General features: G+C 41.5%; 19 protein-coding genes. 7 read left to right on the top strand and 12 right to left on the bottom strand.

Going from position 1 to position 14,644, the window contains the following annotated elements:
• A partial coding sequence (locus EKC99_RS07100; RefSeq protein WP_205597784.1) for a UPF0236 family transposase-like protein occupies positions 1 to 593 on the top strand: 593 nt, incomplete at its 5' end.
• 212 nt (positions 594 to 805) lie between these two features.
• Complete coding sequence (locus EKC99_RS07095) at positions 806 to 1,801, top strand: NAD(P)/FAD-dependent oxidoreductase (protein ID WP_026011616.1); 996 nt, start codon at positions 806 to 808, stop codon at positions 1,799 to 1,801.
• A 27-nt stretch (positions 1,802 to 1,828) separates the two neighbouring features.
• On the opposite strand, the gene EKC99_RS07090 is transcribed toward EKC99_RS07095, so the two are convergent.
• Both EKC99_RS07090 and dapF read right to left on the bottom strand, forming a co-directional pair.
• Positions 1,829 to 2,191 carry a HesB/IscA family protein gene (locus EKC99_RS07090; RefSeq protein WP_163151224.1) on the bottom strand — a complete coding sequence of 121 codons (363 nt, stop codon included), beginning with the start codon at positions 2,189 to 2,191 and terminating at the stop codon, positions 1,829 to 1,831.
• A 16-nt stretch (positions 2,192 to 2,207) separates the two neighbouring features.
• Entirely contained in the window at positions 2,208 to 3,062 is an 855-nt protein-coding gene (gene dapF, locus EKC99_RS07085) for a diaminopimelate epimerase (protein WP_163151222.1), read from the bottom strand.
• Positions 3,063 to 3,207: 145 nt separating this feature from the next.
• Here dapF and EKC99_RS07080 point away from each other — a divergent pair, with 145 nt between their 5' ends.
• Positions 3,208 to 3,891: a DUF2225 domain-containing protein gene (locus EKC99_RS07080; protein WP_009362232.1), complete on the top strand. Its 684-nt coding sequence runs from the start codon at positions 3,208 to 3,210 to the stop codon at positions 3,889 to 3,891.
• Between the two features lie 4 nt (positions 3,892 to 3,895).
• Here the strand turns inward: EKC99_RS07080 and EKC99_RS07075 are convergent, their stop codons facing one another.
• Positions 3,896 to 4,135: a YuzB family protein gene (locus EKC99_RS07075; RefSeq protein ID WP_163151220.1), complete on the bottom strand. Its 240-nt coding sequence runs from the start codon at positions 4,133 to 4,135 to the stop codon at positions 3,896 to 3,898.
• Positions 4,136 to 4,301: 166 nt separating this feature from the next.
• On the opposite strand from EKC99_RS07075, the gene EKC99_RS07070 reads away from it, so the two are divergent.
• The gene (locus EKC99_RS07070; protein ID WP_009362234.1) at positions 4,302 to 5,369 is read left to right on the top strand and encodes an NAD(P)/FAD-dependent oxidoreductase; all 1,068 of its coding nucleotides are present in this window, start codon (positions 4,302 to 4,304) and stop codon (positions 5,367 to 5,369) included.
• A gap of 159 nt (positions 5,370 to 5,528) precedes the next feature.
• Positions 5,529 to 5,885, top strand: coding sequence for a hypothetical protein (locus EKC99_RS07065; RefSeq protein WP_163151218.1), 357 nt, complete (start codon positions 5,529 to 5,531; stop codon positions 5,883 to 5,885).
• A gap of 11 nt (positions 5,886 to 5,896) precedes the next feature.
• On the opposite strand, the gene EKC99_RS07060 is transcribed toward EKC99_RS07065, so the two are convergent.
• Positions 5,897 to 6,202, bottom strand: coding sequence for a YuzD family protein (locus tag EKC99_RS07060; protein ID WP_163151216.1), 306 nt, complete (start codon positions 6,200 to 6,202; stop codon positions 5,897 to 5,899).
• 94 nt (positions 6,203 to 6,296) lie between these two features.
• Between EKC99_RS07060 and EKC99_RS07055 the strand changes: the two genes are divergently transcribed.
• Positions 6,297 to 6,533, top strand: coding sequence for a NifU family protein (locus EKC99_RS07055; protein ID WP_003398276.1), 237 nt, complete (start codon positions 6,297 to 6,299; stop codon positions 6,531 to 6,533).
• A gap of 52 nt (positions 6,534 to 6,585) precedes the next feature.
• Here the strand turns inward: EKC99_RS07055 and thrB are convergent, their stop codons facing one another.
• The 5 genes from thrB to yutH all read right to left on the bottom strand — a co-directional run bounded on the left by thrB (position 6,586) and on the right by yutH (position 11,968).
• Positions 6,586 to 7,500, bottom strand: coding sequence for a homoserine kinase (gene thrB / locus EKC99_RS07050; RefSeq protein WP_163151214.1), 915 nt, complete (start codon positions 7,498 to 7,500; stop codon positions 6,586 to 6,588).
• On the bottom strand, positions 7,497 to 8,555 hold the full coding sequence (gene thrC / locus EKC99_RS07045) for a threonine synthase (RefSeq protein ID WP_019417407.1): 1,059 nt from the start codon (positions 8,553 to 8,555) through the stop codon (positions 7,497 to 7,499). Before thrC ends, thrB begins: the two co-directional genes overlap by 4 nt.
• On the bottom strand, positions 8,555 to 9,856 hold the full coding sequence (locus EKC99_RS07040) for a homoserine dehydrogenase (RefSeq protein WP_163151230.1): 1,302 nt from the start codon (positions 9,854 to 9,856) through the stop codon (positions 8,555 to 8,557). The genes thrC and EKC99_RS07040 overlap by 1 nt, the downstream gene beginning before the upstream one ends.
• Positions 9,857 to 10,010: 154 nt before the next feature.
• Positions 10,011 to 10,982, bottom strand: a complete 972-nt coding sequence (locus tag EKC99_RS07035) for a 2-hydroxyacid dehydrogenase (protein ID WP_163151212.1) — start codon at positions 10,980 to 10,982, stop codon at positions 10,011 to 10,013.
• Between the two features lie 47 nt (positions 10,983 to 11,029).
• Positions 11,030 to 11,968, bottom strand: coding sequence for a spore coat putative kinase YutH (gene yutH / locus EKC99_RS07030; RefSeq protein WP_163151210.1), 939 nt, complete (start codon positions 11,966 to 11,968; stop codon positions 11,030 to 11,032).
• Between the two features lie 133 nt (positions 11,969 to 12,101).
• On the opposite strand from yutH, the gene EKC99_RS07025 reads away from it, so the two are divergent.
• The gene (locus EKC99_RS07025) at positions 12,102 to 12,599 is read left to right on the top strand and encodes a phosphatidylglycerophosphatase A family protein (RefSeq protein WP_009362242.1); all 498 of its coding nucleotides are present in this window, start codon (positions 12,102 to 12,104) and stop codon (positions 12,597 to 12,599) included.
• Positions 12,600 to 12,630: 31 nt separating this feature from the next.
• On the opposite strand, the gene EKC99_RS07020 is transcribed toward EKC99_RS07025, so the two are convergent.
• The 3 genes from EKC99_RS07020 to EKC99_RS07010 all read right to left on the bottom strand — a co-directional run bounded on the left by EKC99_RS07020 (position 12,631) and on the right by EKC99_RS07010 (position 14,617).
• Complete coding sequence (locus tag EKC99_RS07020) at positions 12,631 to 13,401, bottom strand: TIGR01457 family HAD-type hydrolase (RefSeq protein ID WP_163151208.1); 771 nt, start codon at positions 13,399 to 13,401, stop codon at positions 12,631 to 12,633.
• A gap of 92 nt (positions 13,402 to 13,493) precedes the next feature.
• Entirely contained in the window at positions 13,494 to 14,126 is a 633-nt protein-coding gene (locus EKC99_RS07015) for a helix-turn-helix transcriptional regulator (protein WP_009362244.1), read from the bottom strand.
• Between the two features lie 50 nt (positions 14,127 to 14,176).
• Positions 14,177 to 14,617: a DUF86 domain-containing protein gene (locus EKC99_RS07010; protein WP_163151228.1), complete on the bottom strand. Its 441-nt coding sequence runs from the start codon at positions 14,615 to 14,617 to the stop codon at positions 14,177 to 14,179.
• Positions 14,618 to 14,644 lie beyond the last annotated feature (27 nt).

Raw genomic sequence — 14,644 nt, 5'->3', positions numbered from 1 at the left:
GAGGGTACTTTCAACTCGATCGGTTCCATGTGGCGAGAGAGATTCGTCAATTGTTCCGAGGTCATGCAAGATATCGGGTGATTCGAAAGAAATTCGCATCATGGGATGAAGAGGGTGTGTTGCGAGAACTCACAAGTGCCATCGGTACGCTAGAACATGAGGAGAAGGAAAAGCAACTCGAGGCGCTTGTTCGTCGAATCGAGGAGATGCCAGGATGTTTGCGTGACTATCGCATATGGCTGAAGGAAAAAGGGATCGACACGACAAACATGAGAGCGATGGGGAGTGCGGAAGGAACGATGCATGTGTTTGCGAAACGAAGTAAAAACGGTCGAAGTTGGAAAGATGCAGGGATTGAAGCAATGTTGCGAGCGATCGCCGCGATAAAAGATACGTTACTCATTCGGACACGCCGTGGGGTGATGTATGGCGTGGAAGAACGAGAAGAAACGAAACGAGAAACGATCGTGAAAAAGGCAATGAAACGCGTCTCATCTCGAATGAAGGAAGTGATTCGGGACAACATTCCGTATTTCCGTCAGTCTTCAGGAACACCGATTTACGAGGTATTACAAGCATTGAAAGGTTTTTAAAAACACAGATATAGGCACATACCTACAGGATAAGAGAGGATAAAAGCGCTTACATGAAACAAGCCTATAAAACCATATATAACCAATAAAATCGGTCGAGAAAAAAATCTCCCACAAAGTCTTGACTCAAACATTTTCAAAACAACAAAAGCGTTCAACCATTTTTTATGGTATGATAATACGTGAGAATTTACGTTTTAGGAGGAATGAACGTGAAAGAAGATCAAAAACTGTACGATATTACTGTAATCGGTGGAGGACCTGTTGGCTTGTTTACGGCGTTTTACGGAGGAATGCGACAAGCAACGGTGAAAATTATCGAGAGTTTACCGCAGCTTGGCGGACAACTTTCTGCACTTTACCCTGAAAAATACATATATGATGTAGCGGGATTTCCAAAAATTCGTGCCCAACAACTGATTGACAATTTAAAAGAGCAAATGAGTAAATTTAACCCAACCGTTTGCTTAGAACAGTCTGTCGAAAAGTTAGAAAAATTGGAAGATGGTACATTTAAACTAACAACAAATAAAGAAATTCATTATTCTAAAGCGGTCATTATTACTGCCGGAAATGGCGCGTTCCAACCCCGTCGATTAGAACTCGAAAGCGCCGCACAGTATGAAGGAAAGAACTTACATTACTTCGTTGCCGATTTAAATCAATTCGCCGGTCAAAATGTACTTGTATGCGGGGGTGGCGACTCTGCAGTTGACTGGGCACTTATGCTTGAGCCAATTGCTAAAAAAGTAACGATCGTGCACCGACGCGATAAATTCCGCGCTCATGAGCATAGCGTTGAAAACTTAATGAACTCGTCTGTCGACGTCAAAACACCGTTCGTTCCTGTTGAATTAATTGGAGATGAAAACGGTATCAAACAAGTCGTTTTAGAAGAAGTGAAAACGAAAGCGCGCGAAATCGTTGATGTCGATGCTGTGATCGTTAACTATGGCTTCATTTCTTCGCTCGGTCCAATTAAAGAGTGGGGATTAGAAATCGAGAAAAACTGCATTAAAGTAAACTCCAAAATGGAAACAAACATCCCAGGTGTGTATGCAGCCGGCGACATTTGCACATACGAAGGAAAAGTCAAGTTAATCGCTTGCGGATTCGGTGAAGCGCCAACAGCGGTCAACAACGCAAAATCATACATTGATCCAAGCGCAAAAGTACAACCGCTTCATTCTACATCCATGTTTGAATAACAAAAAGGCCTCCTCATCGGGGGCCTTTTAACATTCTTCTGGCGTACCAGCATGTGTCGCTGTACGGAACGATGAACCGCAGCCGCACGAAGCAATGGCATTCGGGTTATGAATTGTAAATCCGCCACCCATCGCTCCTTGTTCGTAATCAATCGTCGTTCCTTTTAATACAAGTGCACTTTCTTTATCGACTAATATACGCAAACCTTCTTGTTCAAACTCATAATCCTCTTCACGCTTCTGATGCTCGAACCCCATCGCATAAGATAATCCGCTACATCCTCCACCATAAACACCGACACGAAAATAAACGTTTTCTTCTCCGCTTTCTTTCATCATCTGTTTCACTTGCTCCGCCGCTTTTTCTGTGAGTATCACAATTTGTTCCATTGAACTTCGCTCCTTTTTAATAATAGTATACACCTGTACAAATCGTTTCTGCAGCACCGCGCATCAACACATCGCCATTTTCTTTCCACGTAATATACAAATCTCCACCAGCTAAATGAACAACCGTTTCTTCATTTCGCTTCGTTTTTCCATTTAGCACCGACGCCACAACCGCTGCACATGCTCCAGTGCCACACGCCTCGGTTACTCCTGATCCTCGCTCCCATACGCGAAAATGAAGCTCACGTTCATTCACCACTTCTACAAACTCGACATTTATTCCCTCTGGAAAGCGCTCATCTTTTTCAACGGTCGGTCCAAGCGTCGTTACTGGCGCCTCCTCAATACGATCAACATAAAATACCGCATGAGGATTCCCCATCGATACACCTGTCATATAATACGTATGCCCTGCAAAATCAATTCGTTCGTTAATAACTACATCGTTTTCTTCTCCGACCATCGGTATTTCTCCACGAGATAAACGAGGTTTTCCCATATTGATTTCCACACTATTGACTTTTCCATCTTCTACAAAAACGCGAGCTTGAACAAGACCTGATAACGTTTCAATCATAAACTGTTCCTCTTGAACGATGCCGTGCTCATATACATATTTCGCTACGCATCGCAACCCGTTGCCACAATTTTTCCCTTCCGATCCATCGCTATTAAAAATTCGCATTTTCACCGGTGCCACATCAGATGGGCAAATTAAAATGAGTCCATCTGATCCGATCCCTGTATGTACATTTGCCACTCGCTTTGCAATATACGACAATTCCTCTTCTGCTAAACGCTCTGTAAACATATTGACATAAATATAACTATTGCCTAATCCATGCATTTTCGTGAACGAAAAACTTCTCATACTGTCCCTCCGCATACATGTTTAATAACACTATACATCGTTGCCATGAACGTGACAACTTTTTTACAAATATATAAAAAGTCACAAGCAATCTGAGAAACATATAGTATAATATGACTATCAATCCTACAAGGCAGGGAACATAATGGATATTTTATATGATCGTACCGTCACATGTCTTGTTTGTAAACAAACATATACAACGAAAAAAGTCCGTTCGCGTTTCATTCGTCCCATCCGGCACGATACCGACTTTTGCTCATATTATGCGAGCGAAGAAGCGAATCCGCTTTTGTATTATGTACACGTTTGTCCACATTGCGGATTTGCAGCCACAGAAGAATTTTCAACATATTTCCCTCCACAAACGCTTGAGGCCATTCAACAAAACATTTGCGCCAATTGGCGAGGGAAAAATTACAGTGGGGCTCGTACATTTGCTGAGGCCATTGATACATACAAGCTCGGCATTTATTCCGCCACATTGAAAAAGGAAAAACATATTACGCTCGCTGGACTTTATATGCGTCTTGCATGGCTATATCGTTCAAACCAAAAAAGCGAAGAAGAACGGCGATTTATGCGATTAGCGCTCGAGCAATATATCGCTTCTTATGAAGCAGATGATTTTGTTCACACACATATGTCCGAAGTGCGCTTATTGTATTTAATCGGGGAATTGTATCGTAGGCTAGGAAAAGAAAAACAGGCGATCATTTACTTTTCGCGCGTCATTGCTAGGAAAAAAGAGACGATTGAAAAAGGAATTGTCAATATGGCTTACGACCGTTGGCAAGAAATTCGTGAAGAAAAAAAGGGGGCACAATAGCCCCCTAAAACATTGGATTTTCTTCAATATACTCATACACTCGCTCAACGAGCTGCTCTGGATCCTCTGCTGTCACAATATCCCCATTTACCATCGCAAATAACATATTGGCACATTTTCCACAGTATCCTAAACATCCGTATTCAATAATGTCTAAATTCGGATCTTTTTCAAGTTGCTCTAGCGCGCGTTGTGAACCATTTGCTAAATTACTTATACAAAATTCAACGATCGGTTTCAACAATGTATTCACCTCAATCTTAATATTATAACACTTTCACTAAAAATGATGTAATATTGACATAAGAAAAACATCTTAATTATTCATGTTTCTCGAAAAAATGTTGTTATTTTGTCACAATTTCGCTATACTTTTAGTGGTCGAATTTTATCAAAAGGGGAAAGCTTCCATGAGAAACCTCGTGCTACTTGGCGGCGGATACGGAAATATGCGCATCTTACTCCGCATCCTTCCGAATTTACCAGAACATATCCATATTACATTAATTGATCGTGTTCCATACCATTGTTTAAAAACAGAATATTATGCTTTAGCTGCTGGGACGATTAGTGACCAACACATTCGCGTTCCATTCCCAGAACACCCTCGCCTATCTTACGTTTTTGGTGAGGTCAAAAAAATTGATTTACATCATGAAGTTGTTCATCTTCAAGACGGAACGTGTATTCCGTATGATGACTTAGTCATCGGATTAGGTTGTGAAGATAAATATCACGGTGTACCCGGTGCAGACATTTTTACTTATAGCATTCAAACAATTGATAAAGCAAGAGAAACGTATCAAAAACTAAGCAATCTCCCGCCACATAGCATCGTCGGTGTCGTCGGTGCGGGATTAAGCGGTGTAGAATTGGCAAGCGAATTAGTTGAAAGTCGTCCAGATTTACACGTTAAACTGTTTGATCGCGGCACACGCATTTTATCCATGTTTCCAGAACGGCTAAGCCATTATGTAGAGCAATGGTTTCATTCGCATGGTGTGGAACTCATTCGTCAATCAAACATTACAAAAGTTGAGGAACATACGTTGTATAATCACGATGAAGCAATCCATTGCGATGCGATTGTATGGACTGCCGGCATTCAACCGAATCGTGTCGTCCGCGAACTCGATGTGGAAAAAGACAGTCAAGGGCGTGTCGTATTAACACCTCGACATCATATTCCAAATATAGAAAATGTATACGTTGTTGGAGATTGCGCAAGCTTACCGCACGCTCCGAGCGCCCAACTTGCCGAAGGCCAAGCGGAACAAATCGCTCAAGTATTACAAAAAAGATGGAAAGACGAAGAACCACCAAGCGAATTTCCGCCAATTAAGTTAAAAGGTATTTTAGGATCATTAGGCAAAAAACATGGCTTTGGCCTCGTTGCCGACCGCCCACTAACCGGACGAGTTCCACGCCTACTAAAATCAGGCGTCTTATGGATGTACAAGTACCATAACGGATATTAATTACTTAGACTTTTTGTATAAACATGTGCTGTTTTTTGTTTGACACTATGGTATGATAAGCATAGCATAACAAAATAATGATCTTCTCATGACGAAAACACCTTAGATTTTTATTAAGGTGTTTTCTTTATACACATAACAAGTAGAAAGGAGGGATAAATGTTGGAAACCGTTCTCCAGCAAGTTCTCACAAAGTTAAACGAACTTCAAGCAGAAATCAATAATATGAAACAGACAGTGGCCTCAAAACAAGATCTCGAAAACATGGCCACAAAAGAAGACCTCAAAGCTATGGCTACAAAGCAAGATCTCGAAAACATGGCCACAAAAGAAGACCTCAAAGCCATGGCCTCAAAGCAAGACTTGAAAATGATCCAACAAGCTGTACTTGAAACGAATGAAATCGTCAAAAATATTGAAGCAAATCAGAAAAGACAAGAGCGTATTTTAGATGTACTTTCTAAACGTTCCATTGAACATGAAGCACAAATTACTGATTTGCGTTATGTAAAATGAATGAGGGCGAGTTACTTCGCCCTTTTTTCAATCGCTTCATAAATGTTTTTTAGTTTCGGATTTCCTTCGTCAACAATTTCACCATCAATGACAATGACGGGATAAAATAAGTCTTCGTCAATGACCTTTTGTGCCCATTGACGTTTTTCTTCATCTTCCGGTGGATGAAAAATATCAACATACACAAATTGAAATGAATCGTTCGGATATTTGCGCGAAATGGCAGCTTGAAGCCATTCATACGTATCTTTTGATGATGGTGCACCGACACAAGAAGCACAAATCATATCCGCTCCATACACACATATTTCAATCATATTTATTCTCTCCCCTGGAAAAAAGTTAAGTAACGTTAATAGATTTTTTTCATCATGATGATTATAATAAAATTAGTGAAAGGAGTCGATGAAAATGGCAGATCAAGATATTAAACAACAAGTGCAAGAAGTGTTAGATAAACTTCGTCCATTTTTACTTCGCGATGGCGGAGATTGCGAATTAGTCGATGTAGAAGACGGTGTTGTTAAACTTCGCCTTCTCGGTGCGTGCGGCAGCTGCCCAAGCTCAACGATCACATTAAAAGCTGGTATTGAGCGCGCATTACTTGAAGAAGTTCCTGGCGTGGTTGAAGTTGAACAAGTATTTTAAGGAAAAAAGGGGTGTACGAAATGTGCACCCCTTTTCATATGAAGAAAATCATTTATTTCTCTAACGCCATTTTATATACACAACTACCTTTCGTCTCTACTGACAACATTCGAACATCACAATGTGGAAATGTTGCCACAAGCGCATCATATACTTCTTTCCCTCTCCCTTGTTCAGCAAAACAAAGAACAGTTGGACCCGCACCGCTTAGTGCGACCCCAAACGCCCCATTCCGTTTTGCTATGGTACGCACATGTTGCAATTCGGGTACGAGACATTCACGATATGGTTGATGAAATAAATCTGCATCCATCATCTCACCAACGAGCGACCAATGGTTTGTAAGCAATGCCGCCACAAGTACGTTACTAATTGCGCTTGCCTCGACTGCTTGCTCGCGCGTAAATGCGCTAGGAAGAACAGTGCGAGACTTTTTTGTTTCCAATTCATACGTTGGAATGACAGCAATTAAATCAACTGGAATGGAAGGGATGTGCACAACATGTGTACGGTCTTTCAAATGACTTCCAATGACTACTCCCCCATATAAAGAAGCACCGACATTGTCAGGATGACCTTCATATACGCTAGCTATGCGCATTTTTTCCTCCTGTGACAAATCAAGATGTCCAAGTTCATTTGCTAGCTCAATGGCCGCTATAATGGCAGCTGCGCTACTACCTAACCCTCTCGTAAATGGGATGTTACTTGATACAAACACGCGACACGGAGGTAGCACTACACCATACTGACGAGCGAGTTGACTGGCTACTTGATAAATTAAATTACTTTCACCTGTTGGAATACTTTTTACTTCACTTGTTTTCGGAATAAATTCCCACACCTCAGCACGAACAACTTCTAACGTTAAATGCAACGATACAGCCAATCCGATCGAATCAAAACCCGGTCCAAGGTTTGCTGTGCTTCCCGGCACGACAATTTTTAACATCTCTCCATCATTCATTGAAGGACCGCTCCTTGAATATGCGCAAACACCGCTTCTTCGTCATTTGGCAAAACGATCGGTTGAATATTCGTCGCGTCCATCGCTACATTTGGATCTTTTAACCCATTTCCAGTCAACACCGCAACAATTCGGCTTCCTTTTGCAATTTCTCCGCTCTCCACTTGCTTCATGACACCAGCAATCGACGCGCATGAGGCAGGTTCTGCAAAAATTCCTTCTTCTCGTGCAAGTAGACGGTACGCATCTAAAATTTGGGCATCTGTCACCTCATCAATTTTTCCTCCCGATTCGTTCGCAGCCTGAACAGCATATTCCCAGCTCGCTGGATTACCGATTCGAATCGCTGTTGCAATCGTTTCTGGATTTTCAATCACTTCGTTACGAACAATTGCTGCCGCTCCTTCTGCTTCAAACCCACGCATTTGCGGTAATGTTGTTCCATGCTTTTCATGAAATTGTTTAAATCCTTTCCAATAAGCTGTAATATTCCCTGCATTTCCGACTGGAATGGCGAGAATATCAGGGGCTTGCCCGAGTTGCTCACAAATTTCAAACGCTGCTGTTTTTTGCCCTTCAATACGATACGGATTGACCGAATTGACGAGCGTCACCGGAGCCATTTCGCTTAAACGACGCACCATTTTTAATGCGTGATCGAAATTTCCTTGAATCGCAACAATTTCTGCCCCATACATGACCGCTTGCGCCAACTTTCCGAGCGCAATTTTCCCGTCAGGAATGACGATAATGCAGCGCATATTTGCTCGTGCAGCATACGCAGCGGCAGCGGCAGACGTGTTGCCCGTCGAAGCGCAAATAATTGTATCGCTTCCTTCTTCCTTTGCCTTCGCAACAGCCATAACCATTCCTCGATCTTTAAAAGATCCTGTTGGGTTTGCCCCCTCTGTTTTGACGTATAATTCTACACCGAGTCTTTCCGACAAATGAATAAGCGGAATGAGAGGCGTATTCCCCTCATTTAACGATAACATCGGTGTTTTATCTGTCACCGGTAAATATTCACGATAATGATGTAACAATCCCCTCCACATTACAACGCACCTTCCCCTTCTACTCGATACGAACTTTTCACTTCTTCGACAACTTCTAAATCGCGCAACTGTTGCAACACATCACGGTAATCTTTTAAAGATGCTTGATGCGTAACGAGAACAATTTCTGCCAAGTCTTTTTGTTTTAAAGGTAATTGTAAAATTTTCTCAAAACTTACTCCACGTTCTGAAAAAAGTGATGTAATTTTCGCAAACGCTCCAACTTGATCTTTTACATGAATGCGTAAGAAATATTTCGAGTATATTTCGCTATCGTCTTTTAACTGCTTATCGTATTGTGGGGTAACTGCGCTTCTCCCATTTACCCCAAGGCGCATATTTTTCATTACGGCAACTAAGTCCGACACAACGGATGTTGCTGTCGGTAAGCTTCCTGCTCCCGGACCATAGAACATCGTCTCTCCAACCGCTTCACCGTAAACGTAAACGGCATTATACTCATCATTGACAGACGCAAGTGGATGTGTGTCCGGCAACAATGTCGGTTGCACACTCACTTCTACTTTCTCTCCATCTCGATGGGCAATACCAATTAATTTCATCGTATAACCGAGTCGTTTGCTGTAATTTAAATCTTCTTCTGTAATTCCAGTAATTCCTTTGACGTATACATCTTGCAAATCAATATTCATCGAAAAACCAAGGCGAGCTAAAATCGCCATTTTTCTTGCTGCATCTAGTCCTTCTACATCTGATGTCGGATCTGCCTCAGCATAACCGAGCGCCTGCGCTTCTGCTAATACTTCTTCATATTTTCTATTAAATTTACTCATTTTTGTTAAAATATAGTTTGTTGTCCCGTTTACGATGCCCATCATTTTTGTAATTCGATCAGAAGCTAATCCGTCTACAAGGCTGCGTAAAATCGGAATTCCTCCTGCGACACTTGCTTCATAAAACAAATCGCAACCGTGTTCAGATGCGACGGAAAGCAACTCTGTTCCATACAGCGCCATTAAGTCTTTATTTGCCGTCACAACATGTTTTCCGTTTTTTAATGCCTGTAATATATATCGTCGCGTTTCTTCAATGCCTCCCATGACTTCAATGACGACATCGATGTCTGGGTCATGAATGACTTCTTCTATGTTTGTCGTTAAGACTGACTCTGGCAAAACGACATCTCTTTTTTTATCGCGATCACGCACAGCAACTTTTTTTATTTCAACAGGGCAACCAATTTGGTGCATCAATTTATCTTGATGGTTTTTAATAATTTTCACCACTCCACTGCCAACCGTTCCTAATCCTAACAATCCAACTGATACGCTTTTTACCATCTTCCCCACCTCTTGTTTTTCCGTAATGAACATTTGTTTTTGTATAGTAGACATTATAGAGGATCTCCATTTCTTTTACAATCCTTATTTTCATTATCGTACCATATGAAAACGTTTTATGTTTAAAAATTTTCTAAAAAAATAAAAAAAGAGCCTATTGGCTCTGTACAGGTGTATAAGGCTCCTTTCCTTCTAGCACGGCTATCACGTTGCGACAACATAGTTGCATCATCGCGTACCGCGTTTCTTTCGTCGCACTCCCGATATGCGGCAAAGCAACAACGTTCGGTAATTGTAATAGCGGATGGTCCGAACGAATCGGCTCTTGTGCAAATACATCTAGCCCCGCACCAGCAATATGTCGGTTGATTAACGCATCATATAACGCTTCTTCGTCCACAACCGCCCCGCGTCCCGCGTTAATAAACATAGCTGATCGCTTCATTTTCATAAATGCTTCGCGGTTAAACAATCGATACGTTTCATTCGTTAACGGAGCTAAACAGACGACAAAGTCCGCTTGTTCAAGCAACGCATCAAACGAACAATACATCGCACCAAGTGTTCGTTCGGCTTCCATATTTCGTGAACGATTATAGTATAATACACGCATATGAAATCCTTTTGCGCGTTGCGCAACGGCTTGCCCGATTTTCCCCATCCCGACAATCCCAATCGTTTTATGGTGAACATCCGTCCCTGCAAGTAAAAGCGGACTCCAACTTTTCCATTTTCCTTCTTTTATAAACTCGGCTGCTTCAACCAATCTTCTTGCCGTTGCTAACAGGAGAGCAAATGTTAAATCCGCTGTTGTTTCTGTCAATACATCAGGCGTGTTACAAACAATGACTCCTCGTTTTTTCGCTGCCTCTACGTCAATATTGTCGTAACCGACAGCTACGTTCGCAACGACGCGAAGTTTCGGACTTTGTTGCAATAGCTCCTCATCAATGCGATCAGATAACATCGTAATTAATGCTTCCGCTCGGCTTGCTTCTTGAAGTAACACATCGCGCGGAACGACAAGATGCTCATGTGGCCACATGTTCACATCATATTTGTCATATAACGGTGCAACGACATCATCTGGTAGTTTTCTTGTAATAAAAACATATCGTTTTCCCATACCCTCGTCCCCTTTAGCATATCTTTATCCGCTTTATTGTACCATATTTATAACCAATCGAGACGAGGAATAGAGACAGTAGTCATATCATGAAAATGACGAAGTTTTTGTTCATATACGTCAGTCTCTTCAAATACTTGTCGTAATTGTTGCGCATACCGTTGTCGTATGTCACCTTCTGATCCATAGTAGTTTTCAATCGACTGAAAGTAATGAAGCGGAAATAATAATCGGGCATAAATCATTCGCCAAGAAAAACGGCTAAGCGATTGCACATGTTCATACGTTTGTAAAAAGCGCTCAATCGTTTCATCTGATTGTTTCGTTAACCACTGCTTACGAATCCATTCCGCAACATCGCGACTTGCGTGATCAAACACCCAATCCGTCGGTATTTTCCCCATTTCCCATGTTTCGGGCGGAAATTGTTCATGACAAATCGTCGGCATATCGCTGCGCATCGGAACTTCATCTAATTGTGTATCCATCACATATTGAACCGCATTTTCGGCAACACCTAAATAGTAAGGAAATGTCTCAACAAATTGTTCATCCACCTCATTTTTTTCGGAAGACCTCACTTGTAATTGCCAAAAATGTTCTAATTGATCGATTCGTTGTCCCCATAGTTCTCCCCATTTGCCAAATCGACTTCGGTCGGAAACATCATACGGATATGTGCGACCACGCTGATGAAATAAGGCGAGTTGTTGCGCGGTATCTCCTGTTTTCATTCGGTTTCCCATTCTCCATACACTCACTTGCTTTCCTTGTAACATGCCAATCAAACGTCCTGTTTTCGTTGGAAGCAACGTTGCAATCGTTTCGTCACCTTGCGTTCGCATATACATCGCCATGTAATATAACTGCTGAATATCGCTTTCTTTTTCATTCGTCGGCACCGCAATATATATGTCATTTCCGCTTCGAACGAGAAAGCGATCACCTACTTGTTCCATATGATCGACTCGAAAATAATAATCCATGCACATCCCTCCTTCCTTCATGTATATGTTTCAAAAATACGTATAAACTTCATAAGAGAGAGGAAATGAACGCACGTTTCATAAAAAAGTCACATACATTGTAAAAAATAAAAAACGAAATAGGTGAAGTTGGATGGAGGAAAAGAAAATAGGAAAAATGGAACAAATCGCACGACAATGGCTTGCTGATCGCGGGGTAACAATCGAACATATTGCTGAACTCGTTTATTATTTACAATCTAAATATCATCCTGACTTACAAATGGACGAATGTATTCATAACGTAAATCGGGTGATCGCTAAACGTGAAGTACAAAACGCGCTGTTTACCGGCATTCAGCTCGATATTTTAGCAGAGAAAGGTTTACTACAAGAACCTCTTCAATCATTTATCGCAAAAGACGAAGGATTATATGGGGTAGATGAAATTTTAGCTCTCTCCATCGTCAATGTGTATGGGTCGATCGGTTTTACGAACTACGGATATATCGATAAACAAAAACCGGGCATTTTACATCAATTAAATGATAAATCATCTGGTCAATGCCACACATTTTTAGATGATATCGTTGGAGCGATCGCTGCTGCTGCTTCAAGCCGTCTAGCGCATCGCGCCGCCCATGTCGAATAAATAGGAAAAAGGTGCCCAACTAGGCACCTTTTTATATGCGTTCCATCCATTCTTTTAACGAATCTACGACATACGTCGGTTGTCGGTCATACGTTTGCAACATTTCTTTCGTCGTCACACCCGTGTGAACGAGAAGTGTATCCATCCCGGCATTCATCCCTGCCATAATATCCGTATCATAGTTATCCCCGATCATTAACGTTTCTTCTTTCGGAACACCAAGCACTTCTAGCGCCTGCTCCATAATAATTTTTTCCGGCTTACCGATAAAAATCGGCTTCGTTTGTGTCGACACCGCAACGACAGATGTAAGCGACCCGTTTCCTGGTAAAAGTCCGCGCTCCGTTGGAATTGCAATATCTCCGTTTGTCGAAATAAACAGCGCCCCATTGCGAACAGCTAAACAAGCAATCGCTAATTTTTCGTAATTAATGCTACGATCAATCCCCATGACAACGACTTCCGCATCTTCATTTGCAAATGTAAATCCTTTTTCTTCAAGCGCACGACGAATACCGTCTTCTCCAATCACATAAACAGAGGCGTTCGGCTTCTTTTCATAAATGTAGTTTGCCGTGGCTTGACTTGTTGTAAATACTTGGTCTTTCGTTGCAGGGATACCGAATTTCCGCAACTTTTCTGCTACTTGTTCCGGTGTGCGAGAAGAATTGTTTGTTACAAATAAATACGGAATACCTTTTTCATGAAGGCGATGCACAAAAGCGCACGCTTCTTCAATTCGTTCTGTTCCGCGATACATCGTACCGTCTAAATCAATTAAATATCCTTTATATGTTTTCACTTTTGCCACTCCTTTTGACAACTTGCACGTTCAAACTTTAACGCAAAACAGCTGCACTTGTCAAAAAGAGCGCAACGAATGTCAACGATTGTTCATTTTTTTCGCTTAATATGGTAGCGACACGCGTCATCACCGTCAGCTAAACACGTTTTCGGAACAATTTCGGCTTCATGAATGAGCGTTTCAAACAACTGTCGCTCACATTCACAAGCAATCGGATACGCTTGAGCTACTTCTGCAATCGGACAGTTATGTTCAACTAACTCAAACGAACCATCATCGTGTTGTACCAATTCCGACATATACCCATGCTCATTTTGTACCGCCACAAGCTCTTTCATTTTCTCATCAAACGATTTATTGCCAAATTGTTGCTCATACAGCTTTTTCATCCGTTCTTGCCGATTTTGAAACAGCTCGGCTACCATTTGCTTTCCGCCCATCTGTTCTAAATCAGCTAAAAAATCGAGCATCGTTTGTTGATAGTGTCGCGGAAACCGTTGATGTCCTTTTACGCTTAATTGATACACGTTTGTCGGCCTTCCCATCGGCTGACGAACAAGCGTCGATTCAATCAGCTCTTCACGCTCTAACGCACTCAAATGACGGCGAACAGCCATCTCCGTAATTTGTAGTTGCTCCGCCATTTCACCGACTGTTAGCCGCTTTTGCACTTTTAACATTTTTAAAATTTGCTCTTTTGTGGAAGAGGTTTTTTTTCGCATCACTTTTCACCCTCTTCCATTTTATATGATTTTCCCTATACACACAATTTTTAAACATTTTCATTTAAAAAGGCGGACACAGGTCCAAGTTCATGATGTAAATACGTGCGAATAGCGGTCGGAAAAGATTGAAGAACATGGCGATAGTTTTGCAACGCTTTCAATAATTCGTCATGTGGTACATCGATGTATTGTTGCACAAGCGTTTTACGGAAATGGATGATTTGTTTTAATGCCTCGCCATCTTCATCCGAAAGAACACGCTCATCCACTAAAATGTCAATAATGTCCTCGTAACTTCCTGGATCGCGCATAATAAATCCATCAATCATCGCATTTCCAACATCAATGATTGATTCAATAATGACATGCCCGATCCGTTCAAGCGCTAGCTTCTCTATTGGCGTATGAAACGGTTGTTGGACATAGGAGACGACTTCCTCCATATATTTCAATGTTTTTTCGATTTTTTGGCGATCGACAAAATACATCATTCATCTCCCTTTCTGTTTTTTATT

Origin of the sequence: Anoxybacillus sp. MB8, from assembly GCF_011006755.1 — a bacterium.
GTDB lineage: Bacteria > Bacillota > Bacilli > Bacillales > Anoxybacillaceae > Anoxybacillus > Anoxybacillus gonensis.
This window is presented reverse-complemented; position numbering and strand designations above follow the sequence as displayed.

Excerpts from the sequence above, each read along its gene's own strand:
- EKC99_RS07090 (WP_163151224.1), bottom strand. The coding sequence starts at position 2,191 with ATGGAACAAATTGTGATACTCACAGAAAAAGCGGCGGAGCAAGTGAAA.
- dapF (WP_163151222.1), bottom strand. The coding sequence starts at position 3,062 with ATGAGAAGTTTTTCGTTCACGAAAATGCATGGATTAGGCAATAGTTAT.
- EKC99_RS07080 (WP_009362232.1), top strand. The coding sequence starts at position 3,208 with ATGGATATTTTATATGATCGTACCGTCACATGTCTTGTTTGTAAACAA.
- EKC99_RS07070 (WP_009362234.1), top strand. The coding sequence starts at position 4,302 with ATGAGAAACCTCGTGCTACTTGGCGGCGGATACGGAAATATGCGCATC.
- EKC99_RS07065 (WP_163151218.1), top strand. The coding sequence starts at position 5,529 with ATGTTGGAAACCGTTCTCCAGCAAGTTCTCACAAAGTTAAACGAACTT.
- EKC99_RS07060 (WP_163151216.1), bottom strand. The coding sequence starts at position 6,202 with ATGATTGAAATATGTGTGTATGGAGCGGATATGATTTGTGCTTCTTGT.
- EKC99_RS07055 (WP_003398276.1), top strand. The coding sequence starts at position 6,297 with ATGGCAGATCAAGATATTAAACAACAAGTGCAAGAAGTGTTAGATAAA.
- thrB (WP_163151214.1), bottom strand. The coding sequence starts at position 7,500 with ATGAATGATGGAGAGATGTTAAAAATTGTCGTGCCGGGAAGCACAGCA.
- thrC (WP_019417407.1), bottom strand. The coding sequence starts at position 8,555 with ATGTGGAGGGGATTGTTACATCATTATCGTGAATATTTACCGGTGACA.
- EKC99_RS07040 (WP_163151230.1), bottom strand. The coding sequence starts at position 9,856 with ATGGTAAAAAGCGTATCAGTTGGATTGTTAGGATTAGGAACGGTTGGC.
- EKC99_RS07035 (WP_163151212.1), bottom strand. The coding sequence starts at position 10,982 with ATGGGAAAACGATATGTTTTTATTACAAGAAAACTACCAGATGATGTC.
- yutH (WP_163151210.1), bottom strand. The coding sequence starts at position 11,968 with ATGGATTATTATTTTCGAGTCGATCATATGGAACAAGTAGGTGATCGC.
- EKC99_RS07025 (WP_009362242.1), top strand. The coding sequence starts at position 12,102 with ATGGAGGAAAAGAAAATAGGAAAAATGGAACAAATCGCACGACAATGG.
- EKC99_RS07015 (WP_009362244.1), bottom strand. The coding sequence starts at position 14,126 with ATGCGAAAAAAAACCTCTTCCACAAAAGAGCAAATTTTAAAAATGTTA.
- EKC99_RS07010 (WP_163151228.1), bottom strand. The coding sequence starts at position 14,617 with ATGTATTTTGTCGATCGCCAAAAAATCGAAAAAACATTGAAATATATG.